This window comes from Bradyrhizobium sp. SZCCHNS3052, from assembly GCF_032484495.1.
In the GTDB taxonomy this organism is placed as follows: Bacteria; Pseudomonadota; Alphaproteobacteria; order Rhizobiales; family Xanthobacteraceae; genus Bradyrhizobium.
Genome location: NZ_JAUETB010000002.1, coordinates 564,261 through 587,758, shown reverse-complemented (window position 1 = coordinate 587,758; position 23,498 = coordinate 564,261). Strand labels below are relative to the sequence as shown.

Annotated in this window: 25 protein-coding genes; 16 read left to right on the top strand and 9 right to left on the bottom strand. The window is 66.0% G+C overall.

Features of this window, described 5'->3' with window-relative positions; all coding sequences use genetic code 11:
- The first annotated feature begins 35 nt into the window (after positions 1-35).
- Positions 36-815: a class II aldolase/adducin family protein gene (locus QX073_RS10885; protein ID WP_316167036.1), complete on the top strand. Its 780-nt coding sequence runs from the start codon at positions 36-38 to the stop codon at positions 813-815.
- Between the two features lie 108 nt (positions 816-923).
- Here QX073_RS10885 and QX073_RS10880 read toward each other — a convergent pair whose 3' ends face one another.
- From QX073_RS10880 to groES, 5 genes are all read right to left on the bottom strand, one after another.
- Positions 924-1,457, bottom strand: coding sequence for a hypothetical protein (locus QX073_RS10880; RefSeq protein ID WP_316225736.1), 534 nt, complete (start codon positions 1,455-1,457; stop codon positions 924-926).
- A 90-nt stretch (positions 1,458-1,547) separates the two neighbouring features.
- Entirely contained in the window at positions 1,548-1,997 is a 450-nt protein-coding gene (locus QX073_RS10875; protein ID WP_315716109.1) for an Hsp20 family protein, read from the bottom strand.
- A 250-nt stretch (positions 1,998-2,247) separates the two neighbouring features.
- Positions 2,248-2,478, bottom strand: a complete 231-nt coding sequence (locus tag QX073_RS10870) for a hypothetical protein (RefSeq protein ID WP_315716108.1) — start codon at positions 2,476-2,478, stop codon at positions 2,248-2,250.
- Between the two features lie 261 nt (positions 2,479-2,739).
- Positions 2,740-4,362 (bottom strand): chaperonin GroEL, encoded by a 1,623-nt coding sequence (groL, locus tag QX073_RS10865; protein WP_316167038.1) that lies wholly within the window; start codon positions 4,360-4,362, stop codon positions 2,740-2,742.
- A 42-nt stretch (positions 4,363-4,404) separates the two neighbouring features.
- Positions 4,405-4,719 (bottom strand): co-chaperone GroES, encoded by a 315-nt coding sequence (gene groES, locus QX073_RS10860; protein ID WP_316225735.1) that lies wholly within the window; start codon positions 4,717-4,719, stop codon positions 4,405-4,407.
- A 222-nt stretch (positions 4,720-4,941) separates the two neighbouring features.
- Between groES and QX073_RS10855 the strand changes: the two genes are divergently transcribed.
- Both QX073_RS10855 and QX073_RS10850 read left to right on the top strand, forming a co-directional pair.
- Positions 4,942-6,036 carry a trypsin-like peptidase domain-containing protein gene (locus tag QX073_RS10855; RefSeq protein ID WP_315753079.1) on the top strand — a complete coding sequence of 365 codons (1,095 nt, stop codon included), beginning with the start codon at positions 4,942-4,944 and terminating at the stop codon, positions 6,034-6,036.
- Between the two features lie 145 nt (positions 6,037-6,181).
- On the top strand, positions 6,182-7,393 hold the full coding sequence (locus QX073_RS10850; RefSeq protein ID WP_316167041.1) for a GGDEF domain-containing protein: 1,212 nt from the start codon (positions 6,182-6,184) through the stop codon (positions 7,391-7,393).
- A gap of 59 nt (positions 7,394-7,452) precedes the next feature.
- Here the strand turns inward: QX073_RS10850 and QX073_RS10845 are convergent, their stop codons facing one another.
- The gene (locus QX073_RS10845) at positions 7,453-8,856 is read right to left on the bottom strand and encodes a M20/M25/M40 family metallo-hydrolase (protein ID WP_315828252.1); all 1,404 of its coding nucleotides are present in this window, start codon (positions 8,854-8,856) and stop codon (positions 7,453-7,455) included.
- Between the two features lie 159 nt (positions 8,857-9,015).
- Positions 9,016-10,626, bottom strand: coding sequence for a helicase HerA-like domain-containing protein (locus QX073_RS10840; protein ID WP_315828251.1), 1,611 nt, complete (start codon positions 10,624-10,626; stop codon positions 9,016-9,018).
- 334 nt (positions 10,627-10,960) lie between these two features.
- Between QX073_RS10840 and QX073_RS10835 the strand changes: the two genes are divergently transcribed.
- The 12 genes from QX073_RS10835 to QX073_RS10780 all read left to right on the top strand — a co-directional run bounded on the left by QX073_RS10835 (position 10,961) and on the right by QX073_RS10780 (position 20,860).
- Entirely contained in the window at positions 10,961-11,167 is a 207-nt protein-coding gene (locus QX073_RS10835; RefSeq protein WP_315828250.1) for a hypothetical protein, read from the top strand.
- Between the two features lie 68 nt (positions 11,168-11,235).
- Positions 11,236-11,643 (top strand): DUF4332 domain-containing protein, encoded by a 408-nt coding sequence (locus QX073_RS10830; RefSeq protein WP_315716100.1) that lies wholly within the window; start codon positions 11,236-11,238, stop codon positions 11,641-11,643.
- A 75-nt stretch (positions 11,644-11,718) separates the two neighbouring features.
- Positions 11,719-12,576, top strand: coding sequence for a dihydropteroate synthase (folP, locus tag QX073_RS10825; RefSeq protein ID WP_315716099.1), 858 nt, complete (start codon positions 11,719-11,721; stop codon positions 12,574-12,576).
- Positions 12,573-12,941: a dihydroneopterin aldolase gene (folB, locus tag QX073_RS10820; protein WP_315828249.1), complete on the top strand. Its 369-nt coding sequence runs from the start codon at positions 12,573-12,575 to the stop codon at positions 12,939-12,941. Before folP ends, folB begins: the two co-directional genes overlap by 4 nt.
- Before the next feature lie 5 nt (positions 12,942-12,946).
- On the top strand, positions 12,947-13,438 hold the full coding sequence (gene folK / locus QX073_RS10815) for a 2-amino-4-hydroxy-6-hydroxymethyldihydropteridine diphosphokinase (protein WP_315828289.1): 492 nt from the start codon (positions 12,947-12,949) through the stop codon (positions 13,436-13,438).
- A gap of 100 nt (positions 13,439-13,538) precedes the next feature.
- Positions 13,539-15,401: a methylmalonyl-CoA mutase subunit beta gene (locus tag QX073_RS10810; protein WP_315828248.1), complete on the top strand. Its 1,863-nt coding sequence runs from the start codon at positions 13,539-13,541 to the stop codon at positions 15,399-15,401.
- A gap of 2 nt (positions 15,402-15,403) precedes the next feature.
- Positions 15,404-15,868 (top strand): GFA family protein, encoded by a 465-nt coding sequence (locus tag QX073_RS10805; RefSeq protein WP_315753087.1) that lies wholly within the window; start codon positions 15,404-15,406, stop codon positions 15,866-15,868.
- Between the two features lie 33 nt (positions 15,869-15,901).
- Positions 15,902-16,054, top strand: a complete 153-nt coding sequence (locus QX073_RS10800) for a hypothetical protein (protein WP_315753088.1) — start codon at positions 15,902-15,904, stop codon at positions 16,052-16,054.
- The gene (gene scpA, locus QX073_RS10795) at positions 16,051-18,207 is read left to right on the top strand and encodes a methylmalonyl-CoA mutase (protein ID WP_315753089.1); all 2,157 of its coding nucleotides are present in this window, start codon (positions 16,051-16,053) and stop codon (positions 18,205-18,207) included. The genes QX073_RS10800 and scpA overlap by 4 nt, the downstream gene beginning before the upstream one ends.
- 201 nt (positions 18,208-18,408) lie before the next feature.
- Positions 18,409-19,182 carry an RsiV family protein gene (locus tag QX073_RS10790; RefSeq protein ID WP_315753090.1) on the top strand — a complete coding sequence of 258 codons (774 nt, stop codon included), beginning with the start codon at positions 18,409-18,411 and terminating at the stop codon, positions 19,180-19,182.
- A 35-nt stretch (positions 19,183-19,217) separates the two neighbouring features.
- Positions 19,218-20,207 carry a methylmalonyl Co-A mutase-associated GTPase MeaB gene (gene meaB, locus QX073_RS10785; RefSeq protein ID WP_315753091.1) on the top strand — a complete coding sequence of 330 codons (990 nt, stop codon included), beginning with the start codon at positions 19,218-19,220 and terminating at the stop codon, positions 20,205-20,207.
- A complete protein-coding gene (locus QX073_RS10780; protein ID WP_172131068.1) occupies positions 20,204-20,860 on the top strand; it encodes a pyroglutamyl-peptidase I in 657 nt (218 codons plus the stop codon). Before meaB ends, QX073_RS10780 begins: the two co-directional genes overlap by 4 nt.
- A gap of 40 nt (positions 20,861-20,900) precedes the next feature.
- Here the strand turns inward: QX073_RS10780 and QX073_RS10775 are convergent, their stop codons facing one another.
- Positions 20,901-21,188, bottom strand: coding sequence for a GlsB/YeaQ/YmgE family stress response membrane protein (locus QX073_RS10775; protein ID WP_315716090.1), 288 nt, complete (start codon positions 21,186-21,188; stop codon positions 20,901-20,903).
- Positions 21,189-21,416: 228 nt separating this feature from the next.
- Here QX073_RS10775 and QX073_RS10770 point away from each other — a divergent pair, with 228 nt between their 5' ends.
- Entirely contained in the window at positions 21,417-22,790 is a 1,374-nt protein-coding gene (locus QX073_RS10770; RefSeq protein ID WP_316225734.1) for a TIGR03808 family TAT-translocated repetitive protein, read from the top strand.
- A 4-nt stretch (positions 22,791-22,794) separates the two neighbouring features.
- Here the strand turns inward: QX073_RS10770 and QX073_RS10765 are convergent, their stop codons facing one another.
- Positions 22,795-23,454 (bottom strand): TIGR03809 family protein, encoded by a 660-nt coding sequence (locus QX073_RS10765; protein ID WP_316225733.1) that lies wholly within the window; start codon positions 23,452-23,454, stop codon positions 22,795-22,797.
- Between the last annotated feature and the right edge of the window lie 44 nt (positions 23,455-23,498).

Below are 23,498 nucleotides of genomic sequence, written 5' to 3'. Positions count from 1 at the left end.
TAGGCTCGGGTCAGCCCTGGAAATCGGAGAATGCCATGTCGCCCGCCGAAGCGCGCCTCAAGGAAGTGCCGTCGAACATGTCCGAGGCCGAATGGTCGCAGCGGGTCAATCTCGCCGCCGCCTATCGCCTGGTGGCACTGTTCGGCTGGGACGACCTGGTGGACACTCATATCTCGGCCCGCGTGCCCGGCCCCGAGCATCACTTCCTGATCAACCCCTACGGCCTGCTGTTCGAGGAGATCACCGCCTCCAGCCTGATCAAGGTCGACCTCTACGGCAATCAGTTGTCCGAGAGCGAGTACAGCATCAATCCCGCCGGCTTCACCATCCATTCCGCGATCCATGAGGTCCGCGAGGATGCCGGCTGCGTGATCCATCTGCACACGCTCGACGGCGTCGCGGTGTCGAGCTGCGCCGACGGCCTGCTGCCGCTCAACCAGATCGCGCAATACGTGACCCACGACCTCGCCTATCACGACTACGAGGGCGTGGCGCTGGACCATGACGAGCGGCCGCGGCTGCAGCGCGACCTCGGCAGCAAGAACCACATGCTTTTGCGCAATCACGGCACCCTGACGGTCGGCCGCTCGGTCGCCTCCGCCTTCGAGCGCATGTATCACTTGGAGCGTGCCTGCTCGATCCAGGTCCGCACGCGCACGCTCGGTCCCTCGGCCTATCCCGTGCGCGACGAGGTCATCGACAAGAATGCGAAGCTGTTCGACAACGAGGATCGCGTCGAGCTGCGCTCCACCCAGCTGGTCTGGCCGCCGCTGCTGCGCCGGCTCGATCGCCTCAATCCGGGCTACCGCAATTGATTGTCGCCCGCTGATCGGCTAGTCTGAACCCATCACCCTCTACGCTTTTCGGAATGAAACGCCGCCCAATTCCGGGCGGCGTTTTTATTCGTGCGATGACGTGCCCCGTCAGCAGCATCCTGCCCGAGCCATGCCCTGCCGCTCGGACGGGCCATGCAGTTGCTGCAATTCCTCGGCCAGCCGCCGCTCGACGAAGCGCCGCTCGTGCTCGGCAAGGCGGGTGGCGAGCAGCTTGCGATAGCGCCGCACATTGGCCTCGCGCGAGAACCGCAGGCGGGCGGCGGGCCGCATCCTGCCGCTCGCGGCGCTCTCCATCGCGGCGCCATCGGCTTCGACATCGACGCGCGGAACGATGCGCATGGCTGCCCCGCCGCGTGGGCGCGGCGGCTGATCCTCGCGGTCGAGCTGACGCAGCGCGCCGAGCACGTCGGCCAGATAAAGCGGCCTGGCGATGCCCGGGATCTTGCGCAGGCCCGGCTGCGACTCGACGGCATACATGTCCGACGCCCAGGACGACAGGATCAGCCGCTTCTCGGCCAGTGACAGCTTGCGGTCATTCAGCAGGTCCGCCGGCGACTCGTAGTGCGAGACCGAATGGAATCCGGCACTGCCCGCGGTGATCGAAAAACGGTGCTCGCTCATGGCGTCTCTCCTCTTCCACTCCTTTCACCAGAGACAGATGCTGCAACGGCGCGGGCGACACGCCGCCCGCGCCGTAGCTCGAACAAGGCGTCAGGCCGCCTTCTGCTGCGCGATCTTCTCGACCGGCGCCGTGCCGATGGCGATGCGGCGCGGCTTCATCGCCTCGGGAATCTCGCGCACGAGCTCGATCCGCAGCAGGCCGTTGTCGAACGCCGCGTTGGTCACCTGCACGTAGTCGGCGAGATTGAACTGCCGCTTGAACGGCCGCGACGAGATGCCCTGATAGAGGTATTCGCGGGTCTCCTTGTCGCCCTTGCGTCCTTCCACCGTGAGCACGTTGTGCTCGGCGGTGATGGACAGTTCGTCCGGAGCGAAGCCCGCCAGCGCCAGCGAAATCTGGTAGCGGTCGTCGCCGATCCGCTCGATGTTGTACGGGGGATAGTGGTCCTCGACCGCGCGCTGGGTCTCGTCGAGCAGGTCGAACAGACGGTCGAAGCCGATGGTCGAACGCCACAGCGGAGAGAAGTCGTAGGTCCTCATAGCCAAGTCCTCCTAGGAGCAAGATGGATACGAAGGAGCGCCGAGCCGATGCGGACTTCAAAGTCCCGGAGATGTCCGAGTACCAAGAGACTTCTGAGTACCAGACAACCGGTCAGCGCCCAGATTTCGACCGGGCCCTGATGGCACCCGGCGCCGCCGAAGCGGCAGCAGACGAATTAGAAAAGCCGGCATCCATTTCAAGAGGAACGGATCGATTTTTTTCGCAGCCTTTTTCGCAGCGCAAAACCCGTCAGGCGGCCACGGCGGACAGCCGCTGCAGCCGCATCGTCGCCTCCCGCAGCACGCTGACCAGCCGGTCGCGCTCGCGCTGATCGATGTCGCCACGCGACAACACGGCCTGGCAGTGCGCCACCACGCGTTGCTCGCTCTCGATCAAGAACCGCGTCAAGCGACGGGGATCGCCCATGCTCATGACGGAGGTCGGGTTGGGCGGCGGATGATCGTATTGCCAGGCTGGCATGATCGGGCCTGCGAGCTCGCGCTGCTGATGAGACCGGGCGGCGCGGCAGCGCTCAACCACACCTCCCGTCGACCGTCGGTCCGATCACAGCCGGCTCACTGAACGCAATTGTGGCCGGTTCTGGACGAACTGCGATCGCCAACCTGATTGATAGCTGCCCGTTGTGGCCGATCCACGACCGCACAGGGCAGCGATCAGTTGTTTGTAGATATTTCCTTCAGGCAGCCGAGGCTGGCTGCGGCCAGCCCCGGCTTCATCAGATCAGAAGTCCATCGACGGCGCGGCCGCGGCGGCGTCCGCCTTCTTCGGCTTGTCAGCCACCAGCGCCTCGGTGGTGATCAGCAGCGAGGCGACCGAGGCCGCATCCTGCAGCGCGGTACGGACCACCTTGGCGGGGTCGATCACGCCGGCCTGCACCAGATCCTGGTACTCGCCGGTCGCGGCGTTGAAGCCCCAGCTGTAGGTATCCTTCTCCAGCAGCTTGCCGACCACCAGCGAGCCGTCGTCACCGGCGTTCTGCACGATCTGCCGCACCGGCACCTGGATGGCGCGCCGGACGATGTCGACGCCGGCCTTCTGGTCGGCGTTAACAGTCTTGACGCCGTCGAGCACCTTGGTGGCGCGCAGCAGCGCGACGCCGCCGCCGGGCAGGATGCCCTCCTCCACCGCGGCGCGGGTGGCGTGCAGCGCATCGTCGACGCGGTCCTTGCGCTCCTTGACCTCGACCTCGGTGGCGCCGCCGACCCGGATCACCGCGACGCCGCCGGCGAGCTTGGCGAGCCGCTCCTGCAGCTTCTCGCGGTCGTAGTCGGATGTGGTCTCCTCGATCTGCAGCCTGATCTGCTGGGTGCGCGCCTCGATGTCCTTCCTGGCGCCGGCGCCGTCGACGATCGTGGTGTTCTCCTTGTCGACCACGACCTTCTTGGCGCGGCCGAGCATCGACAAGGTGACGTTCTCCAGCTTGATGCCGAGATCCTCGGAGATGGTCGTGCCGCCGGTGAGGATCGCGATGTCCTCCAGCATGGCCTTGCGGCGATCGCCGAAGCCCGGCGCCTTGACGGCAGCGATCTTCAGGCCGCCGCGCAGCTTGTTGACGACCAGGGTCGCCAGCGCCTCGCCTTCGACATCCTCGGCGACGATCAGCAGCGGCTTGCCGGACTGCACCACGGCTTCGAGCAGCGGCAGCATGGTCTGCAGACCCGACAGTTTCTTCTCGTGGATCAGGATGTAGGGATCCTCGAGCTCGACCCGCATCTTCTCGGAATTGGTGACGAAGTACGGCGAGACGTAGCCGCGGTCGAACTGCATGCCCTCGACCACCTCGAGCTCGGTGTCGAGGCTCTTGGCCTCCTCGACCGTGATCACGCCCTCATTGCCGACCTTCTGCATGGCCTCGGCGAGGAAGCGGCCGATCTCGTTGTCGCCATTGGCCGAGATGGTGCCGACCTGCGCGATCTCGTCATTGCTGGTGATCTTCTTGGCGTGCGACTTGAGATCCTTGACGATCGCGTCGACGGCGAGATCAATGCCGCGCTTCAGATCCATCGGGTTCATGCCGGCGGCGACCGACTTCGCGCCTTCCTTGACGATGGCCTGGGCGAGCACGGTGGCGGTGGTGGTGCCGTCGCCGGCGAGATCGGCGGTCTTCGAGGCCACCTCGCGCACCATCTGCGCGCCCATGTTCTCGAACTTGTCCTCCAGCTCGATCTCCTTGGCGACCGTCACGCCGTCCTTGGTGATGCGCGGCGCGCCGAACGATTTCTCGATCACGACGTTGCGGCCCTTGGGACCGAGCGTGACCTTCACGGCATTGGCGAGGATGTCGACGCCGCGCAGCATGCGGTCGCGCGCGTCGGTCGAAAACTTCACGTCCTTGGCAGCCATGTTCGTCGTCTCCTTTCTCTCGATGACTGTCAGTTGAGGGACTCAAGCGGCCTTCTTCGCCGCCACGGGAGCTTCGATGATGCCGAGCAGATCGCTCTCCTTCATGATCAGGAGATCCTTGCCGTCGATCTTGACCTCGGTGCCCGACCATTTCCCGAACAGCACGCGGTCGCCGGGCTTGACCTCGAGCGGCACCAATTGCCCCTGCTCATTCCGCGCGCCAGGACCCGCGGCAACGATCTCGCCCTCCTGCGGCTTCTCCTTGGCGGTGTCGGGAATGATGATGCCGCCCTTGGTCTTCTCCTCGGCATCGATACGGCGCACGAGCACGCGGTCGTGCAATGGACGGAAATGCATGCACATCCTCCTTTACAGATCAGCGATGTCATAAGCCTCGGGTCCCATCAGGCCCCCGAGCGAGCAACGACCTAGGAAAGCCGAACTTTTCGTTCAAGAGGGTCACGTAAATTTTTTGGCACTCTCGGGGAACGATTGCCAGTGCGGCTCTTGAACCGGGCCGGCCGCTTTCCCAGTTCTGTCGTCGCCAAAAAATCCTGATCGCGCTTGTTGGGGATCACGATGCAGCTTCCGCCTTTTCTCCGGGCCGTCCTGGCGCCTGCCATTCTGCTTTGCCTGATGACCGGGCCTGCCTTGGCCCAAATTCCCGATCTCAAGCTCGGCCGGGTGCCGACGCTGGCCCCGCTGGTCAAGGAAGTGACGCCCGCCGTCGTCAACATCTCGGTCGAAGGCAAGGTCCGCCAGGACAATCCGCTCTACCAGGACCCGCTGTTTCGCGAGTTCTTTGACGTCCCCAAGCAGGTCGAGAAGCAGATCAGCGCCACCGGCTCGGGCGTCATCGTCGATGCGCAGCGCGGCTACGTCATGACCGCCAATCACGTCGTCGAGCACGTCACGACAGCGCAGATCCGCACCAAGGATGGCCGCAAATTCGCCGCCCGCCTGGTCGGGCGCGATCCCGCCACTGATATCGCGCTGCTGCAGATCAGGGACCCCATCGACCTCAAGGCCATCGCGCTTGGCGACAGTGATGCGCTCGAGGTCGGCGACTTCGTGATCGCCGTCGGCAACCCGTTCGGTCTTGGCCAGACCGTCACCTCGGGTCTCGTGAGCGCGCTCGGGCGAACCGGCCTCGGCAAGCAGGGCTACGAGGACTTCATCCAGACCGACGCGGCGATCAATCCCGGAAATTCCGGCGGCGCGCTGATCAATCTGCGCGGCGAGCTGGTCGGCATCAACACCGCGATTATCTCGCCCGGCGGCGGCAATGTCGGCATCGGTTTCGCCGTGCCCATCAACATGGCGCGGCGGGTGATGGAGCAACTGGTCGCCAACGGCCGCGTCGACCGCGGGCGTATCGGCGTGACCCTGCTCGACCTGGATGCGCCGGCCGATGGCCGGATTCAGGGCGCGCGCGTCGCCGACGTCACCGTGGGCTCGCCGGCCGAACGCGCGGGACTGCGCAAGGGTGACATCATCGTGAAGGCGAACGACATGCCGGTGCGCAGCGCCACGCAGGTTCGCAACCTGATCGGCCTCACACCGGTCGGGCAGCGCGTCCGTCTCGTGTTCGAGCGCGACCGCGCGCTCGGCAACGCGACGGTGGAGGTCGCGCCAGTCACCGAAGAACGTGCGCGCGCGAGAACCTCGGGCTGAGAATTCAACTTCTGTTCGCTGTTAGCTGCACATACCACGTGGAGTAAATTTTTACCGTGCATCAAGCATGCAGCGAGACGCCGATACCTCTCTAAACGCCTGTTAAGTGCCATCGCGCTTATTGCAACCCCGCGGAGGTATTGAAATGCGGGGTGATGGTTTGGCGTTCAGTTTGCCACGCTGGCGCGTGACGCGCTGGCTGGCCGACCCGGGATATCCGGTGTCATCAGATATCCGCCGCGCATTGACACGTGAGCTCTACGGCTGCTGGTCGGTGTTCGCCGGCGGCGCCATCAACACCGTTGCTGTCGCCGCAGCGCTCGCACTGCGTACGCCGAGCCCGCTCTTCATCACCTGGTTCGTGCTCGAAGTCGCGATCTGCCTGTCGCGGCTGATCGTGATGATCATTGCCTACCGCCGCGCCCGCGAGCGGCTGGCGACGCCGACCGACATCCACATCCTGCTGTCGGTGGCCTGGAGCGCCAGCGTCGGTTTCGGCGTCGGCATCAGCCTCGCGTCCGGCGACTGGGTGGCCGCGTCACTGACCTGCATCTCCTCGGCCGCCATGGTGGGCGGCATCTGCTTTCGCAATTTCAGCGCGCCGCGCCTGGTCGGCACGATGATCCTGTTCAGCATCGGCCCCGTCATCCCCGGCGTCGCGACGTCGCATGAGCCGTTGTTGTTCGCGATGTATCTGCAGATGCCGGTCTACTTCCTCGCCATGACCGGCGCGGCGTTCCGGCTCAACAAGATGCTGGTGGCGGTCATGCAGGCCAAGCGCGAGAGCGACGAGCGGGCGCGGCTCGATCCACTCACGGGCCTGTCCAACCGCGCCGGCCTGGTCGATGCGCTGCAGAGCAGGCTCGACGCCGGCGGCGATCGGAGCTTCGCCGTCCTGTATCTCGATCTCGATGGCTTCAAGCCGGTCAACGACACCTTCGGTCACGCCGCAGGCGACGAGCTGCTGAAGATCGTCGGCCGGACGCTGCGGCAGACCGCCTCTCGCGGCGACGTCATCGCCCGGATCGGCGGCGACGAGTTCGTGGTGCTCGCCGGCGATGATGCGCTCGACCACGCGCTGGCGCTCGGCGAGCGCATCATCGAGGTGATGACCTCGCCGATGGCCCTGCCGGGCGGCGCGCATGTCCAGATCGGCATCAGCATCGGCATCGCCGTCGCGCCCGAGCACGGCACCGATCCGGAAGCCCTGCTGTTCGCGGCGGACGCCGCATTGTATGAAGCCAAGTCGAGCGGGAAATCCTGCTGGCGATTGGCTTCGGCCGAAGCCAATCTCGCAGCGCTGCGCAAGATCGCCGGCGGCGATCTTGCGGCGAAGTCGGTCGCCAGCGCGGCGTGAGTTCAGCCTCGTGCAAACAATCAGCGCCGTCGCGGTCGTAGCCCGGACGAGCGCCTGCACTACCGTGGCATCTCCGCGAGCGCGGCGAGGATGCGGGCCCAGGAGCGGATGCCCTTGTGATAGCTCTTGAGGTCGTATTTCTCATTCGGCGAATGGATGTTGTCGTCGTCGAGACCGAAGCCGACCAGCAGTGAATCGAGACCGAGCGTCTTCTTGAAGTCCGTGACGATCGGGATCGAGGCGCCCGAGCCCATCAGGACGGTCTCCTTGCCCCACTCCTCGGTCAACGCCTGCCTGGCAGCCGCCAACGGCTTCATGGTCCAGTCGAGCGCGATCGCAGCGCCCGCCGAATGATCGCCGAACTCGACCGAGCAGTCGCCGGGGATGCGCGCCGACACGTAGTCGCGGAAGGCCTTGCGGATCTTCAGCGGGTCCTGGCCCTCGACGAGGCGGAACGAGATCTTCGCATGCGCCAGCGACGGAATCACGGTCTTGGAGCCCTCGCCGATATAGCCGCCCCAGATGCCGTTGATGTCGCAGGTCGGCCGCGACGAGATTTGCTCGATCAGCAGACGATCCTTCTCGCCGGCGGGGATCGACAGGCCGATCGGCTTGAGGAAGCTCTCGGGCGTCAGGTTGAGCTTCTTCCACTGCTCCAGGACCTCCGGCGGCACATCCTTCACGCCGTCATAGAAGCCGGGGATGGTGATGCGCCCGTCGGCGTCGAACAGGCCGCCGAGGATCTCGGTCAGCACGCGGATCGGATTGCGCGCGCCGCCGCCGAACACGCCGGAATGCAGATCGCGATTGGCGGCCTTGATCTTCACCTCTTCATAGAGCAGCCCGCGAAGCGAGGTCGTGATCGCCGGGGTGTTCGGGTCCCACATGCCGGTGTCACAGACCAGCGCGAAGTCGGCCTTGAACTCGTCCTTGTTGGCTTCGAGGAACGGCACGAAGTTCTTGGAGCCGACCTCCTCCTCGCCTTCGATCAGCATCGTGATGTCGAGCGGCAGCGCGCCCGTCACCTTCTTCCAGGCGCGGCAGGCCTCGACGAAGGTCATCAGCTGGCCCTTGTCGTCCTCGGCGCCGCGCGCGACGATGATCTTGCGGCCGTCGGCATGGTCGGCGACCACGGGCTCGAACGGCGGCCGATGCCACAGCTCGAGCGGATCGACCGGCTGCACGTCGTAATGGCCGTAGAACAGGACATGTGGCTTGGCCGCGCCATGGCCGTTGCTCTTGCCGACCACGGCCGGATGGCCGGCGGTCGGCCGCACTTCGGCGGCGAAACCGAGCGTCGCAAGATCCTTGGCAAGATGGTCGGCTGCTGCCTTGCAATCCCCAGCGAAGGCCGGATCGGCCGAGATCGACTTGATCCGGATCAGCGCAAACAGCCGCTCCAGGCTATTGTCGAAGTCGGCGTCGATGTGGTCGAGAACGGATTGAAGCTGCGCATTGGCCATGGCCACCGGATCCTTCGCATGTAACGGCTATCGGCCCGCTTGTAGCTCCGTTGCGCGGTCCGGGCCAGCCTCATGCAAAGGCAGCAAATGCCGCCTGCCCCCCAATCGGCGCAGATGACATGACAAGGCCATCACGCCGACCGGGAACACGACACCATATCAACGCCGCAGCAGTCCACCTAGCGCGCCACGCACGAGGGAGCGGCCGATCGAACTGCCCAAGGAGCCGCCGACCTGCTTGCCGAGATCGGCCGCGATCCCGCCCACCACCTTGTCGGAGACCGAGCGGGCGACGTTGCGCGCGATCACCTGCGTGGTCGAGAGCTGGCCGCGCTTGACGTTGGTGCCGAAAATCGTCGCGGCGATGTCGCCGATCTTGCCGAGCACGCTGCCGGAGGAGGCTTCCGTCGTCGCGGCGGTTCCGCTGATCCGCTTCTGCAGCAGCTCGTAGGCGGACTCGGCGTCGATCGCGGTGTCGTATTTGCCCTTGACCGGGCTCGCGGCGATGATCGCCTTGCGCTCCTCGGGCGTGACGGGTCCGATGCGCGCCGACGGCGGCCGGATCAGGACGCGCTCCACCATCGCCGGCGTGCCGTTGCCCTCCAGGAACGACACCAGCGCCTCGCCCTTGCCGAGCTCGGTGATCACCTTGGCGGTGTCCAGCTTGGGATTGGGGCGGAAGGTGTCGGCGGCCGCGGCCACCGCCTTCTGATCGCGCGGCGTGAAGGCGCGCAGCGCGTGCTGCACGCGATTGCCCAATTGCCCGAGCACCCGGTCAGGAACATCGAGCGGATTCTGCGTGACGAAATAGACGCCGACACCCTTCGACCGGATCAGCCGCACCACCTGCTCGATCTTGTCCATCAGCGCCTTCGGCGCATCGTTGAACAACAGATGCGCCTCGTCGAAGAAGAAGACCAGCTTGGGCTTGGCGAGATCGCCGACCTCCGGCAGCTCCTCGAACAGCTCGGACAGCATCCACAGCAGGAACGTCGCGTAGAGCCGCGGGCTCTCCAGCAGCCTATCGGCGACGAGGATGTTGATCATGCCGCGGCCGTCGCGGTCGGTCTTCATGAAGTCGGTGAGCATCAGCGCCGGCTCGCCGAAGAACTTCGTGCCGCCCTGGTTCTCGAGCACGAGCAACTGCCGCTGGATCGTGCCAACGGTCGCGCGCGTGACATTGCCGAACGACTGCGCCGCCTTCCGGATCGGCGCCAGCGGATCGGCCTCCGCATCCGCACCCTTCTTGCCGGCCTCCGGAATGATCGCGTCGAGCAGCGCGCGCAGATCCTTCATGTCGATCAGGGCGAGGCCGTTCTCGTCGGCCACGCGGAACGCGACGTTGAGCACGCCTTCCTGGACATCGTTGAGGTCGAGCATCCGCGCCAGCAGCAGCGGTCCCATCTCGGTAACGGTGGCGCGCACCGGATGGCCCTGCTCCCCGAACACATCCCAAAATACCGTCGAGAACTGATCGGGCTGATAGGTGAGGCCGAGCTCGGTGGCGCGCTTGAGGATGAAGTCCTTCGCTTCGCCGGTCTGCGAGATGCCCGAGAGATCACCCTTGATGTCGGAGGCGAAGACCGGAACACCGGCACGGGCAAAACCTTCGGCCATCACCTGTAGCGAGACTGTCTTGCCGGTGCCGGTCGCGCCGGTGACCAGTCCATGGCGATTGGCAAGCGCAAGCGTCAACCAGGCCGGCTGCTCGCCGGCACCCACGAAGATCTTGTCGTCGGTATCAGCCACGGGTTTTCCGGATGGTGCCATGATGATCCATCTTTCGAGAGAGAATGTTTCGCATCACACGTGGTGCGGAGCATCGCGCGCGATAACATAGTTGAGTTTCGCGAATTGGAACCAGCGTCAGGGTGCTCACCTCTTCGCACGGCACGCACTCTTCTTAGCATTGGTGCTGCGCGATGCGCACGTTTGATCCGTGGATTCAACATCCGGTCTTGCATCGCTGCAACAGTTCATCGTCGATCGCGAATCGATTCGCGCACCGAGCCGGCTCCTCGCTTGTAATTCACGGATCGTCCGATCAAGATGAATTCAGCGAGAGGACATCCGGTCGTGGGGGACCGGATGAGACGGGGTTCACATGAACGAGTTGATTGAGCCGCTGGCCAGAACGGCCGGCGTCAGTAAAGTCGTGGCTGAAATCATCGGCATCGGGCCTGACTTCCTCAGCGGCAATGGACGGCAATGGCAGGCGCCGCAGCCGTCAGCCGGTGAACTTTTTGCGTTCGGCCGCGACCAAATCGAAGCCGATCAGTTGGCACGATCGCGACAGGCACACCCGGCCTGAGCCCGGTTGCCCCAAGCCCGACCGCCCGGGCCATATCACCTGAAGCACCTTCGCGCGCGCCGAGTATCATGACATATCCGATCACCGAACTCGAAGGCATGACGACCTTCTATGCCGCCAAGCTGAAAGCTTTGGGCATCCGGACCACCGACACATTTCTCGAAGCCGCCCGGACCGTGAAAGGGCGTAAGGCGCTCGCCGCCAAGACCGGCATCAGCGAGCAGCAACTGCTCGATTGGGCAAACGCCGCCGATTACATGCGCATTCCCGGCATGGGCAAGGCCAAGGTCTGCCTCGTCCGCGCAGCCGGGGTGACCACCGTGCGCGAGCTGGCGCACCGCAATCCCGCCCGGCTGGCGCAGAACATCAAGGAGGTGAACACCCGGCGGAAACTGGTTCGCATCCTGCCATCGGAGAAGTCGGTCGGCCAGCTCATCGAAAGGGCACGCCGGCTGGAGCCGAAGATCAGCTATTGACCAGCCTCTAGATTGACCGCGCTTGTGCAGTGCGACACCTTGACTTGAGGGTGGCAACCGCGCAAAGCGGCGCCCATGAGCGCCATTTCGCTGCACTCCGCCCCGGACCTCGCGTCGAGCCACCCGCTGCTGCGGAGCTGGCTTTCGCGTCCATTCCCGGCGGTGATGGGCATTCTCAACGTCACACCGGATTCGTTCTCGGACGGCGGCCGTTTCGATGCACCGGAACGCGCCATTGCGCAGGCTGAGCGCTTGATCGCGGCCGGCGCCGACATCATCGACATCGGTGCCGAGTCCACCCGGCCCTACAAGGGCGCGGTGCCGGTCACGGCCGAGGAGGAACTGGCGCGCCTGCAGCCGATCCTGCCCGCGGTCGTCGCACTCGGCGTGCCCGTGTCGATCGACAGCATGAAATCTCAAGTTGCAGGCTACGCGCTGGACCATGGTGCTGCGATCGCCAATGATGTGTGGGGTCTGCAGCGCGATCCCGCGATGGCCGATGTCGTCGCCGCGCATGGCGCGCCGATCGTGGTGATGCACAACCGTGCTGCCGTCGATCCGGAGATCGACATCGTCGCCGACATGATCGGCTTCTTCACGCGCTCGCTCGACATCGCGGCCAAGGCCGGCATTCCCCGTGGGAACATCGTGCTCGATCCAGGCATCGGCTTCGGCAAGACGGCGGAGCAGAGCATGATTGCGCTGGCCCGGCTCGATGCATTCGCATGCTTCGGGCTGCCGCTGCTGGTCGGCGCGTCGCGAAAACGTTTCATCAGCACCGTGGTGGCGTCGGAGCCGCAGGAGCGGCTCGGCGGCTCGATCGCGGCGCATCTGATTGCGGCTCGGCGCGGTGCTGCAATCATCCGGGCGCATGACGTCGCCGAAACGGTTCAGGCCGTACGCGTGGCTGCGGCAATCGAGGCACTGCGATGACCGATACGATCTTCATCAAGGGCGTTCTCATCCACGCGCGTCATGGCGTGATGGAGCATGAGAGCGAGGTCGGCCAGCGCTTCGTGATCGACCTCGAGCTCTACACCGACCTTTCGGACTCCTCGCGCAGCGACCGCCTCGCCGACACCGTGTCCTATTCCGACGTGGTGGAGACGGCGACGGCGGCGTTCAAGGACTCCAACTACCGCCTGCTCGAACGCGCGGCCGGCGCGGTGGCCGATGCGATCCTGTCGACCTTCGCCCGCATTCGCGCCGTCAAGGTCACGGTGCACAAGCCGCATGCGCCGATCGCCGCCATCTTCGAGGATGTCGGCGTGGTGCTGATGCGCTCGCGGCATCCATGACGGCGATGGCGAGCGCGCTGGTTGCTCTCGGCGGCAATGTCGGCGACGTCAGGGCGACGTTCCGGCGCGCCATTCCGGAGATCTGTGCGCGCGCGTCGGCGGCGCTTATCGCGCGCTCGTCCGACTACATCACGCCGCCATGGGGCGAGGAGCAGCAGCCGCCCTTCATCAATGCCTGCATCGAGATCGCGACCGCGATGCCTCCACGGCCGCTGCTCGGCGTTCTGCACGCGGTCGAGCGCATGTTCGGCCGCAATCGCGCGCAGGAGACGCGGTGGGGTCCGCGGACGCTCGACCTCGATCTGATCGCCTATGACGATTTCGCGATCGACACCCCCGATCTCACGCTGCCGCACCCTCGCCTGTTCGAACGCGGCTTCGTGCTGGTACCCCTGGCCGAGATCGTGCCGGCGCGACAGATTGCCGGCCGCCGCGTCGATGAGGCCATGCTCGCCGTTTCGCGCGACGGAATCCGGCCGTTGCCGTCAGCCGAATAGCTGACATCTCCGGCCAAACAACCGTTTGGCTTGGCCGTCCTGACGTGGCATTTTGCACCACAACAATCGCGATAACAGACGCCCGGGAGACGCGATCCGCATGACGACCGAGACCGACGATCTGCGACTGGCCGCCGATTTTGCGCCGGCCGGCGAGGCGGACTGGCGCAAGCTGGTCGATGGCGTGCTGAAGGGCGCGGCCTTCGAGAAGCTGGTCGGCAAGACCTATGACGGGCTCGAGATCCAGCCGATCTATCCGCGCGCCAAGCATGCCGCGCCGGTCGCCGGCCGCGCGCCATCGGCGCCTTGGCAGATCATGCAGCGCGTCGATCATCCCGATCCGACCAAGGCCAATGCGCAGGCGCTGATCGACCTCGAGAATGGCGCGACCGGCTTGTCGCTGGTGTTTGCCGGGTCGAATGCCGCGCACGGCTTCGGCCTCGCCGCCAGCCCCGACGCAGTGGCGCGCGCGCTCGATGGCGTGCATCTCGATGCTGCGATTGCAATTGAATTGCACCTCGGCGACTCGCTCTCGCCCGCCTCGCTTCTCGCCGACACCGTCAAGCAGCGCGGCATCAAGGCCGCGGCCTGCGACATCCGGTTCGGCCTCGATCCGATCGGGCATGCGGCCGCTCGCGGCGCAAGCTCGCATGACGCATCGACGCTCGGCGGCAACTCGGGCGCGCTGGTCAAGCAACTGCACGAGGCCGGCTTCAAGGGCCCGTTCTTCGCCGCGGACGGCCGGGTCGTGCACGACGCCGGCGGGTCGGAGGCGCAGGAGCTCGCTTTCGTGCTCGCCTCCGCCGTCGCCTATCTGCGGGCGCTCGAAGCCGAAGGCATCGCGCTCGAGACCGCGCGCGGCATGATCTATGGCCGGCTCGCCGCCGACACCGATCAGTTTCTCACGCTGGCGAAATTCCGCAGCCTGCGGCGGCTGTGGGCGCGCATCGAGGAGGCCTGCGGCCTGGCGCCAAAGCCGCTTTTCATCTCGGGCGAGACGGCTTGGCGCATGCTCACCCGGCGCGATCCTTACGTGAACATGCTGCGCGCCACCATCGCGACGTTCGCGGCCGGATTGGGCGGCGCCAATGCCGTGACGGTGCTGCCGCACACGGCCGCACTCGGCCTGCCCGACGCGTTCGCGCGCCGTGTCGCCCGCAACACGCAATTGGTGCTGCTGGAGGAAAGCAATCTCGCCCGCGTCGCCGATCCCGCCGCCGGTGCCGGCGGCATCGAGGCGCTGACCAGCGAGTTGTGCAGCGCCGCCTGGGCACTGTTCCAGGAGATCGAGAAGGCCGGCGGCGTCGTTGCGGCGTTGCAGGCGGGCCTCATCCAGACCAAGGTCGCCGCGGTGAAGCAGGCGCGCGATGCGAACATCGCCAAGCGGCGCGACGTGCTGACCGGCGCCAGCGAGTTTCCGAATCTCAACGAGGCCGAAGTCGCCGTGGAAGCGGTCGCCCCTCTGGCCGCGCCGCTGGCGGCCAAGGCTGCGCTCAGCTTCGCACCGCTCACGCCGATCCGCCTCGCTGAAGGATTTGAGCGGCTGCGTGACCGCTCCGACAGCCTGCTGAAGAGCCAGGGACAGCGCCCCTCGGTCTTCCTCGCCAATATCGGCACCGCCGCCGACTTCACCGCGCGCGCGACCTTCGTCCGCAGCTTCTTCGAGGCCGGCGGCATCGCCGCGATCGACGGCCAGGGCGGCGCGGATCCGGCCGCGCTCGCAGATGCATACCGCGCCTCCGGCGCCGCGGTCGCCTGCCTCTGCTCGTCCGACAAGGTCTATGCCGACGCCGCGGTTCCGGCGGCCAAGGCCCTTCAGGCCGCGGGCGCACGACATATCTATCTGGCAGGCCGGGGCGGCGAGCGGGAAGCTGCGTTGCGCGAAGCAGGCATCGGCAGCTTCGTGTTCGCCGGCGGCGACGCGCTGAAGACGCTCGAGGACGCCTATACGCATCTGGAGTGAGCATGACCGACGACACCAAGCCTCTCCTGACCGGCGGCTGCCAATGCGGTGCCGTCCGCTTCGCGTTCAAGACCACGCCGAACAAGGTCAGCATCTGTCATTGCCGGATGTGCCAGAAAGCCTCCGGCGCGCCGTTCGCCTCGTTCGCTGAGATCGACCGCGAGCACTTCGCCTGGACGCGCGGTCAGCCCGCCGCGTTCCGTTCATCCACGATCGCCGAGCGCTTCTTCTGCCCCGCCTGCGGCACGCCGCTCGGCTTCGGGCGTATTGATGGGCCGCGGATCGAGATCATGACCGGCAGCTTCGACCGGCCGGACCGGGTGGTGCCGACGCGACAATATGGCTCGGAGTCGCGACTTGGCTGGGTGGTCGCGATCGCCAATCTGCCGAGCCAGACGACACAACAGAACTATGGACCGGAGAAGATGGCGTCCATCGTCAGTCATCAGCATCCGGATCATGACTGAGCGCGCGACATGCGAGCGTCCGAGGACCACCTCATGATCAACTGGCTGGCCGCGCTCATCGAAACTGCGGTCCACGGCCTCTGGACGCGCAGCATGACAACGGATCCACGCAATGATCCGGTCTACAAGAAGAACATCCAAGAGCTGATCGAGAGAAACCGCAGGTTTGAGGACGCCAGGGAATGACCCGGATTCCGAATTTCGCCGACATCGCGTTCGCGCCGATCGCAGCCCCCGCGCCCGCAGGCGCTGCCGAGCCGTGGCTGACGCCGGAAGGCATCCCGGTAAAATCAGCCTACGGCGAGGCCGATCTCGCCGGCATCGACTTCCTCGACACCTGGCCCGGCATCGCGCCCTATCTGCGCGGCCCCTACCCGACCATGTATGTCAACCAGCCATGGACCGTCCGGCAATATGCCGGCTTCTCCACGGCCGAGGATTCCAACGCCTTCTACCGGCGCAACCTCGCCGCCGGCCAGAAGGGCCTCTCGGTCGCCTTCGATCTCGCCACCCATCGCGGCTATGATTCCGATCATCCGCGCGTCGGCGGCGACGTCGGCATGGCCGGCGTCGCAATCGACTCGATCTACGACATGCGCACCCTGTTCGCCGGCATTCCGCTCGACCAGATGAGCGTGTCGATGACCATGAACGGCGCCGTGCTGCCGATCCTGGCGCTGTTCGTCGTCGCCGCCGAAGAGCAGGGCGTGCCGCCGGAGAAGCTGTCGGGCACCATTCAGAACGACATTCTGAAAGAGTTCATGGTGCGCAACACCTACATCTATCCGCCCTCGCCCTCGATGCGGATCATCTCCGACATTTTCGCCTTCACCTCGCAGAAGATGCCGAAGTTCAATTCCATTTCCATCTCCGGCTATCACATGCAGGAAGCCGGCGCGACGCAGGATCTCGAGCTCGCTTATACGCTCGCCGACGGCGTCGAATATCTGCGCGCCGGCATCGCCGCCGGACTCGACGTCGACCGCTTCGCGCCGCGGCTGTCGTTCTTCTGGGCGATCGGCATGAACTTCTTCATGGAGGTCGCCAAGCTCCGCGCGGCGCGCCTGCTGTGGGCGAAGCTCTTGAAGCCCTTCAATCCGAAAGACCCGCGCTCGCTGTCCTTGCGCACACACAGCCAGACCTCGGGCTGGTCGCTGACCGCGCAGGACGTCTACAACAACGTCGTGCGCACCGCGGTCGAGGCGATGGCGGCGACGCAAGGCCATACGCAGTCGCTGCACACCAACGCGCTCGACGAGGCGCTGGCGCTGCCGACCGACTTCTCCGCCCGCATTGCCCGCAACACCCAACTGTTCCTGCAGCAGGAGAGCGGCACCACCCGGATCATCGATCCCTGGGGCGGCTCGTATTATGTCGAGCGCCTCACCCGTGACCTCGCCGCCAAGGCCTGGGGCCACATCCAGGAGATCGAGGAGCTCGGCGGCATGGCCAAGGCGATCGAGGCCGGCGTGCCGAAGCTGCGCATCGAGGAAGCCTCGGCCAAGACCCAGGCCCGCATCGACACCGGCCGCCAGTCGGTGATCGGCGTCAACAAATACAAGCCGACCGACGAGCCGCCGCTCGACGTGCTCAAGGTCGACAATTCCACCGTGCGCCGGCTGCAGATCGACAAGCTGTCGCGGCTCAAATCCGAGCGCAGGCAGGCCGAGGTCGATGCGGCGCTGGCGGCGCTCACGCGCTCGGCCGGCGACGGCAACGGCAACCTGCTGGCGCTCGCGATCGACGCGGCGCGCGCCAAGGCCACCGTCGGCGAGATCTCCGACGCGCTGGAGAAGGTGTTCGGCCGCCATCGCGCCGAGATCAAGTCCATCACCGGCGTCTACAAGCGGGAGATCGCCGCCATGTCCGGCAAAGCCGAGAAGCTGCAGGCGCTGATCGAGGCGTTCGAGGAGGCCGAGGGCCGCCGGCCACGCATCCTGGTCGCCAAGATCGGCCAGGACGGCCACGACCGCGGCCAGAAGGTGATCGCGTCGGCCTTCGCCGACATCGGTTTCGACGTCGACATCGGACCTTTGTTCGCCACCGCCGACGAGGCGGCGCGGCAGGCGGTGGAGAACGACGTGCACATTCTCGGCGTCTCATCGCTGGCGGCCGCGCATCTCACCGCGGTGCCTGAGCTGAAGGCCGCGCTCAAGAAGCAGGGCCGCGAGGACATCATGATCATCGTCGGCGGTGTCGTGCCGCCGCAGGATTATGATGCGCTGTACAAGGCCGGCGCCGAGGCGATCTTCCCGCCGGGCACCGTCATCGCCGACGCCGCCGAGGAGCTGATCCAAAAGCTCAATGCGCGGCTGGGGCACAGCGAGGCGGCGGAATAGTCCGACTGCGTCACACCCCACCGTCATTCCGGGGCAAGGCCAAAGGCCTTGAGCCCGGAATCTCGACATTGTCTTGCGTCCATTCCCGAGAGCGTCGAGCTATTGACGCGCTGTAATCAATGGCCGCGCGTTCGATCTGGGCACGATCGAACCTTTGCGGTACGTGCGCGCACAGACAACCAAACCCGGATCACAAGCCTCATGTATTCTACCAAACTGCTTGTCGCCGCCCTGTTCGGCCTGCTCACCCTCTCGCCGGCGATCGCCGCCGAAGCCAAGCCCGATGCGTCGATCAAGACCAAGGCCGCCGAGGCCAGCGTCACGCTGAGTGCCGACATCAAGGCCGATCCGGCGCTCGCCGCGAATTGCCTCGCCGAAGGCCGCAAGTGGATGGACAAGCAGGCCGCGGACGCCGCCAAGGACTACAAGGCGGACAAGGAACTGTTCCGCGACGGCCCTTACACCTATGGCCGCGACTATTCGGTGCGTTCGATGGTCGCCGATCGCTATGTCAGCGTGCTGCGCAACGACTACATGGACACGCATGGCGCCCATCCCAACCGGACGGTCGACACCATCCTCTGGGACAAGGCCGCCGCCAAGCGCATCTCGATCCGCCCGTTCTTCAACGAGACCGCCGACAACGGTCCGACCATGACCGCGATCAGCAAGGCGATCATCGCCTCGCTGCGAGCAGAGAAGAAGGCGCGCGACGCCGGCGACACTGACGAGTGGTGGTTGAAGAGCGTCGAGCCGAAGCTGCTCGGCAATGGCGCCGTCACGCTCGCGCCCTCGACGCTGGCCGGCAAGAGCTCGGGCCTCACCTTCCACTATCCGCCCTACGCCGTTGGCGCCTACGCGGAAGGCGACTATGTCGCCTTCGTGCCCTGGGAAACGCTGAAGCCCTATCTCAGCGCGGAGGGGCAGGCGATCTTCGGCGGCGCGAGGCCGAAGGGGGATGCGGAGGAGAACTAGCTGGCCGGGCCGCTCGCATCCGCTATAACGGGCGCATGTCCTCTCGTTCTCCTTCGCCAAATACCACGACCTTGGCCGACGATATCAGCGCCGGCAGCCGCGCGGCGCTGGCGCGCGCGATCACGCTGGTCGAGAGCCGCCGCGCCGACCATCAGGCCGCCGCGCGCGAACTGGTGCAGGCGCTGCTGCCACGGACGGGGCACGCGATCCGCGTCGGCATCACCGGCTCGCCCGGCGTCGGCAAGTCCACCACGATCGATGCTCTCGGCATGTTCCTGATCGGACAGGGCCACAAGGTCGCGGTGCTCGCGGTCGATCCGTCCTCGGCGCGCACCGGCGGTTCGATCCTCGGCGACAAGACGCGGATGGCGCGATTGTCCCATCACGAGCACGCCTTCATCCGCCCCTCGCCATCGTCGGGCACGCTCGGCGGCGTCGCCGCCAAGACGCGCGAAGCGATGCTGCTGTGCGAGGCCGCAGGCTTCGACGTGATCCTGGTCGAGACGGTCGGCATCGGCCAGTCCGAAACCGCGGTCTGCGACATGACCGATTTCTTCCTCGCCCTGATGCTGCCGGGCGGCGGCGACGAGCTGCAGGGCATCAAGAAGGGCCTGGTCGAGCTCGCCGACATGATCGCGATCAACAAGGCCGATGGCGACAACGTCAAGCGCGCCAACATCACCGCCGCCGACTATCGCGGCGCGCTGCATCTGCTCAGCCCCCGCTCCGAGCACTGGCATCCGCCGGTCGTGACCTATTCGGCGATATCAGGCACGGGCATCGCCGAGCTGTGGCAGAAGGTCCTGGATCATCGCAAGGCGATGATCGCCTCCGGGGAGTTCGCCGCGCGGCGGCGCGACCAGCAGGTGAAATGGATGTGGACCATGCTGGAGCAGCGCCTGATGGCGCGGCTGCGCACCGATCCATCCATCCGCGCGAAGGTGAAGAAGCTGGAGAGCGACGTCGCCGAGGGCCGCGTCGCGCCGGCGCTCGCCGCCGAGCAGCTCGCGGAGATGCTGACATGAGCGAGCGGCCGCGCATCCTGATCACCGGATTCGGTCCGTTTCCCGGCGCGCCGTCCAATCCGACCATGCCGCTGGTGAAGCGGTTGTCCGAGCTGCGGCGGCCAGCGCTGGACGACGTCGCCATCAGCAGCCACATCTTTCACGTGACCTATGCGACCGTGGATCGCGAGCTGCCCGCGCTGATCGCCGAGCGGCGCCCGCATGCGCTAATGATGTTCGGCCTCGCCGGGCGAACGTCCTATCTGCGGATCGAGACGCGCGCCCGCAACGCGATCACCACGACCTTCCCGGATGCCGACCGCCACGTCGCGCGCAAGGGCGTGATCGTCCCGGGTGCACATCCGATGCCGTTCGGCCCGCACATGGCGCGGCTGCTGCGCGCGGCGCGCGCCACCGGCATCGATGCCCGGGCCTCGCGCGATGCCGGCAGCTATCTCTGCAACTATCTGAGCTGGCGCGCGATCGAGGCGACCAAGGCCGCCGAAGGGCCGCGGCTCGCCGCCTTCATCCACATTCCTCCCTTGCCGCGTGCCGGCACGGCGTTGCCGCACGGCAGTTCGCGCATCACGCTGGAGGGGCTCGTCGATGCCGGCGAAGCGATGCTGACGGAGCTGGTCAAGCTCGTGCGACAGGCGTCCTGTCGCACGAGCTGACGCTGATGGTGGTATGACCGCTGACGGTCAGCGCGGGATATCAGATGCTCCAGCGGCGCCGACCGCCAAATCCCCCACCGATCAAGCGCAGCAGGAGCAACAGGACCACGGCGCCGATGAAGGCGTTGATGATCGCGGCGACCAGTCCGACACCCAGATGAATGCCGAGCTGCGGCAACAGCCAGTTGCCGATGAAGGCACCGAGGAGGCCGACGATCAGGTCGCCGATCAGGCCGAAGCCGCCGCCTTCCATGACGCGGCCTGCGAGCCAGCCCGCGACAATGCCCACGAACAGAATAACCAGTAGACTCTCATTTGACAGATGCATGACCCTCTCCTCGCCGATCCATTGCGGGAACAATGTCCCCGAGTCCCATTGGTTCCCTCGGGAGAGGCTCACCGGTTCGACGGGCAACCCACGCCGGCGGGCGATCTGACGTGAAGATTTAACCCTACCGCCAACAATCCCGGGCGCAGGCGCTCATCCTCGGCATCAGCATTGAGACTTTCAGCTTAAGTCGTGGCCGCACATCATCTTTTGCGCGAGACGCTGACCATGGATGTCAATCGCCGCCGCATTCTGGCTGGATCGGCTGCCGGCGTCGCCGGGGCATTGGCCCTGCCGGCGGATGCCGCGCAGGCCACCCTCCTGATCTCCACACTCGGCCGCGACGCCACGCAATATGGCGTCAAGCCCAACAGTCCCGACGACCAGACCCGCGCGCTGCAGCGTGCGATCGACGAGGCCGCCCGCGCCCAGGTGCCGCTGGCGCTGCCGCCGGGCACCTACAGGACCTCGATGCTGCGGCTTGCCAGGGGCAGCCAGATGGTCGGCGTCCGGAGTGCCACCAAGCTCGTGTTCACCGGTGGCGGCCCGTCGATGCTGTCAGCAGAAGGCGCTGACGGCCTCGGCGTCAGCGGCGTCGCGCTCGACGGCGGTGGCATTGCCCTGCCCCAGCGGCGCGGCCTGCTTCACGTTGCAGCCGGCAACGATGTCAGAATCCTGGATTGCGAGATCACCCGCTCCGGCGGCAGCGGCATCTGGCTCGAGCAGGTTTCCGGCGACGTCAGCGGCAACGTCCTCACCGACATCGCGGTCACCGCGATCGTGTCGTTCGATGCCCTCGGGCTGATCGTGTCGCGCAATACCATCAAGGGGACGCGCGACAACGGCATCGAGATCCTGCGCACCGCGATCGGCGACGACGGCACGATGGTGCTCGACAACAGCATCACGGACATCAAGGCCGGCCCCGGCGGCTCGGGCCAGTACGGCAACGCCATCAACGCCTTTCGCGCCGGCAACGTGATCGTGCGCGGCAACCGCATCAGGAACTGCGACTACTCGGCAGTGCGGGGCAACTCGGCCTCGAACATCCAGATCGTCGGCAACAGCGTCAGCGACGTGCGCGAGGTCGCGCTCTACTCTGAGTTCGCATTCGAGGGCGCCGTCATCTCAGGCAATACGGTGGATGGTGCCGCCTTCGGCGTCTCCGTATGCAACTTCAACGAAGGCGGCCGCATCGCGGTGGTCCAGGGCAACATCATCCGCAATCTGATCCCGAAGCGGCCGATCGGCACAGCACCCGACGACGATGCCGGCATCGGCATCTATGTCGAGGCGGACTCCGCGGTGACCGGGAACGTGGTCGAGAATGCCCCGTCCTACGGCATCGTCGCCGGCTGGGGTCGATATCTGCGCGACGTGGTGATCTCCGGCAACGTCGTCCGCAACGCTCTGGCCGGCGTCGGCCTCTCGGTCGTGCCGGGCGCGGGCACGGCGCTCGTCAGCAACAACGTCATCTCCGGCACGCCCTGTGGCGCGGTCATCGGGCTCGATCACATCAAGCCGGTGACATCGGACCTGACGCAGGACGGTGCGCAGCGATTTGCCCATCTGACTGTCAACGGCAACGCCGTCAGCCGGTAACAGACTAATAAGCGACCGCCAGCGCTGGATAGCGGCGCTCGATGGCATCGAGATCGACCACCGGCTCGTCATACTCGGCGTCGGATTGAATGCCGATGCTCAAGGCCTGCTCCAGGGCGAACATGTCGATGCGGGACGGCGCGACGGTCGGCTCGGGCGCGATGTCGTCTTCGGCCACATAGTCGGGTTCGATGACGTCGTCCAGTTCCAGATCATCCGCGGCCAGCTCGATCTCGGGCTCGACGATGATCTTGGACTCCGCAAGGATGGTTTCGAGCGAAGGCGGCAGCGCAATGGGGCGCCGCTCGATGGGATGATTTTCATGGAGACGGAGTTTGATCGGCTCAGGCTCGGCGGGGCGCGCGGGCGCCGGTGGCGCAGCCACAACGGCAGCCGGCGTCTGGCTGGGCACGATGCTCACCTGCTCGGGCTCGGCGCGGGATAGCGCCTGCCAGGTCTGCACCGCGGCCTTGGCCTGGCGGATATCGTCCAGGAGAGACTGCTCGGTGTAGTAGCGGCGCCAGCGGCCGCTCTGGAACAGCTCGGTGAGATGGTCCAGGCGCCTTTCGGCAAGCGCGCACCAGCGTGCAGCCAGTTCGCGGCTGCAAGCCACGTCCGGTCGATGTGTCATGGGGGAGCCCGTGAGATAAGGGGACGGACGCACTCGGCACGAATCAACGCAACGTGACGTGAATATTTTGTGGAAAA

Excerpts from the sequence above, each read along its gene's own strand:
- QX073_RS10885 (WP_316167036.1), top strand. The coding sequence starts at position 36 with ATGTCGCCCGCCGAAGCGCGCCTCAAGGAAGTGCCGTCGAACATGTCC.
- QX073_RS10880 (WP_316225736.1), bottom strand. The coding sequence starts at position 1,457 with ATGAGCGAGCACCGTTTTTCGATCACCGCGGGCAGTGCCGGATTCCAT.
- QX073_RS10875 (WP_315716109.1), bottom strand. The coding sequence starts at position 1,997 with ATGAGGACCTACGACTTCTCTCCGCTGTGGCGTTCGACCATCGGCTTC.
- QX073_RS10870 (WP_315716108.1), bottom strand. The coding sequence starts at position 2,478 with ATGCCAGCCTGGCAATACGATCATCCGCCGCCCAACCCGACCTCCGTC.
- groL (WP_316167038.1), bottom strand. The coding sequence starts at position 4,362 with ATGGCTGCCAAGGACGTGAAGTTTTCGACCGACGCGCGCGACCGCATG.
- groES (WP_316225735.1), bottom strand. The coding sequence starts at position 4,719 with ATGCATTTCCGTCCATTGCACGACCGCGTGCTCGTGCGCCGTATCGAT.
- QX073_RS10855 (WP_315753079.1), top strand. The coding sequence starts at position 4,942 with ATGCAGCTTCCGCCTTTTCTCCGGGCCGTCCTGGCGCCTGCCATTCTG.
- QX073_RS10850 (WP_316167041.1), top strand. The coding sequence starts at position 6,182 with ATGCGGGGTGATGGTTTGGCGTTCAGTTTGCCACGCTGGCGCGTGACG.
- QX073_RS10845 (WP_315828252.1), bottom strand. The coding sequence starts at position 8,856 with ATGGCCAATGCGCAGCTTCAATCCGTTCTCGACCACATCGACGCCGAC.
- QX073_RS10840 (WP_315828251.1), bottom strand. The coding sequence starts at position 10,626 with ATGGCACCATCCGGAAAACCCGTGGCTGATACCGACGACAAGATCTTC.
- QX073_RS10835 (WP_315828250.1), top strand. The coding sequence starts at position 10,961 with ATGAACGAGTTGATTGAGCCGCTGGCCAGAACGGCCGGCGTCAGTAAA.
- QX073_RS10830 (WP_315716100.1), top strand. The coding sequence starts at position 11,236 with ATGACATATCCGATCACCGAACTCGAAGGCATGACGACCTTCTATGCC.
- folP (WP_315716099.1), top strand. The coding sequence starts at position 11,719 with ATGAGCGCCATTTCGCTGCACTCCGCCCCGGACCTCGCGTCGAGCCAC.
- folB (WP_315828249.1), top strand. The coding sequence starts at position 12,573 with ATGACCGATACGATCTTCATCAAGGGCGTTCTCATCCACGCGCGTCAT.
- folK (WP_315828289.1), top strand. The coding sequence starts at position 12,947 with ATGGCGAGCGCGCTGGTTGCTCTCGGCGGCAATGTCGGCGACGTCAGG.
- QX073_RS10810 (WP_315828248.1), top strand. The coding sequence starts at position 13,539 with ATGACGACCGAGACCGACGATCTGCGACTGGCCGCCGATTTTGCGCCG.
- QX073_RS10805 (WP_315753087.1), top strand. The coding sequence starts at position 15,404 with ATGACCGACGACACCAAGCCTCTCCTGACCGGCGGCTGCCAATGCGGT.
- QX073_RS10800 (WP_315753088.1), top strand. The coding sequence starts at position 15,902 with ATGATCAACTGGCTGGCCGCGCTCATCGAAACTGCGGTCCACGGCCTC.
- scpA (WP_315753089.1), top strand. The coding sequence starts at position 16,051 with ATGACCCGGATTCCGAATTTCGCCGACATCGCGTTCGCGCCGATCGCA.
- QX073_RS10790 (WP_315753090.1), top strand. The coding sequence starts at position 18,409 with ATGTATTCTACCAAACTGCTTGTCGCCGCCCTGTTCGGCCTGCTCACC.
- meaB (WP_315753091.1), top strand. The coding sequence starts at position 19,218 with ATGTCCTCTCGTTCTCCTTCGCCAAATACCACGACCTTGGCCGACGAT.
- QX073_RS10780 (WP_172131068.1), top strand. The coding sequence starts at position 20,204 with ATGAGCGAGCGGCCGCGCATCCTGATCACCGGATTCGGTCCGTTTCCC.
- QX073_RS10775 (WP_315716090.1), bottom strand. The coding sequence starts at position 21,188 with ATGCATCTGTCAAATGAGAGTCTACTGGTTATTCTGTTCGTGGGCATT.
- QX073_RS10770 (WP_316225734.1), top strand. The coding sequence starts at position 21,417 with ATGGATGTCAATCGCCGCCGCATTCTGGCTGGATCGGCTGCCGGCGTC.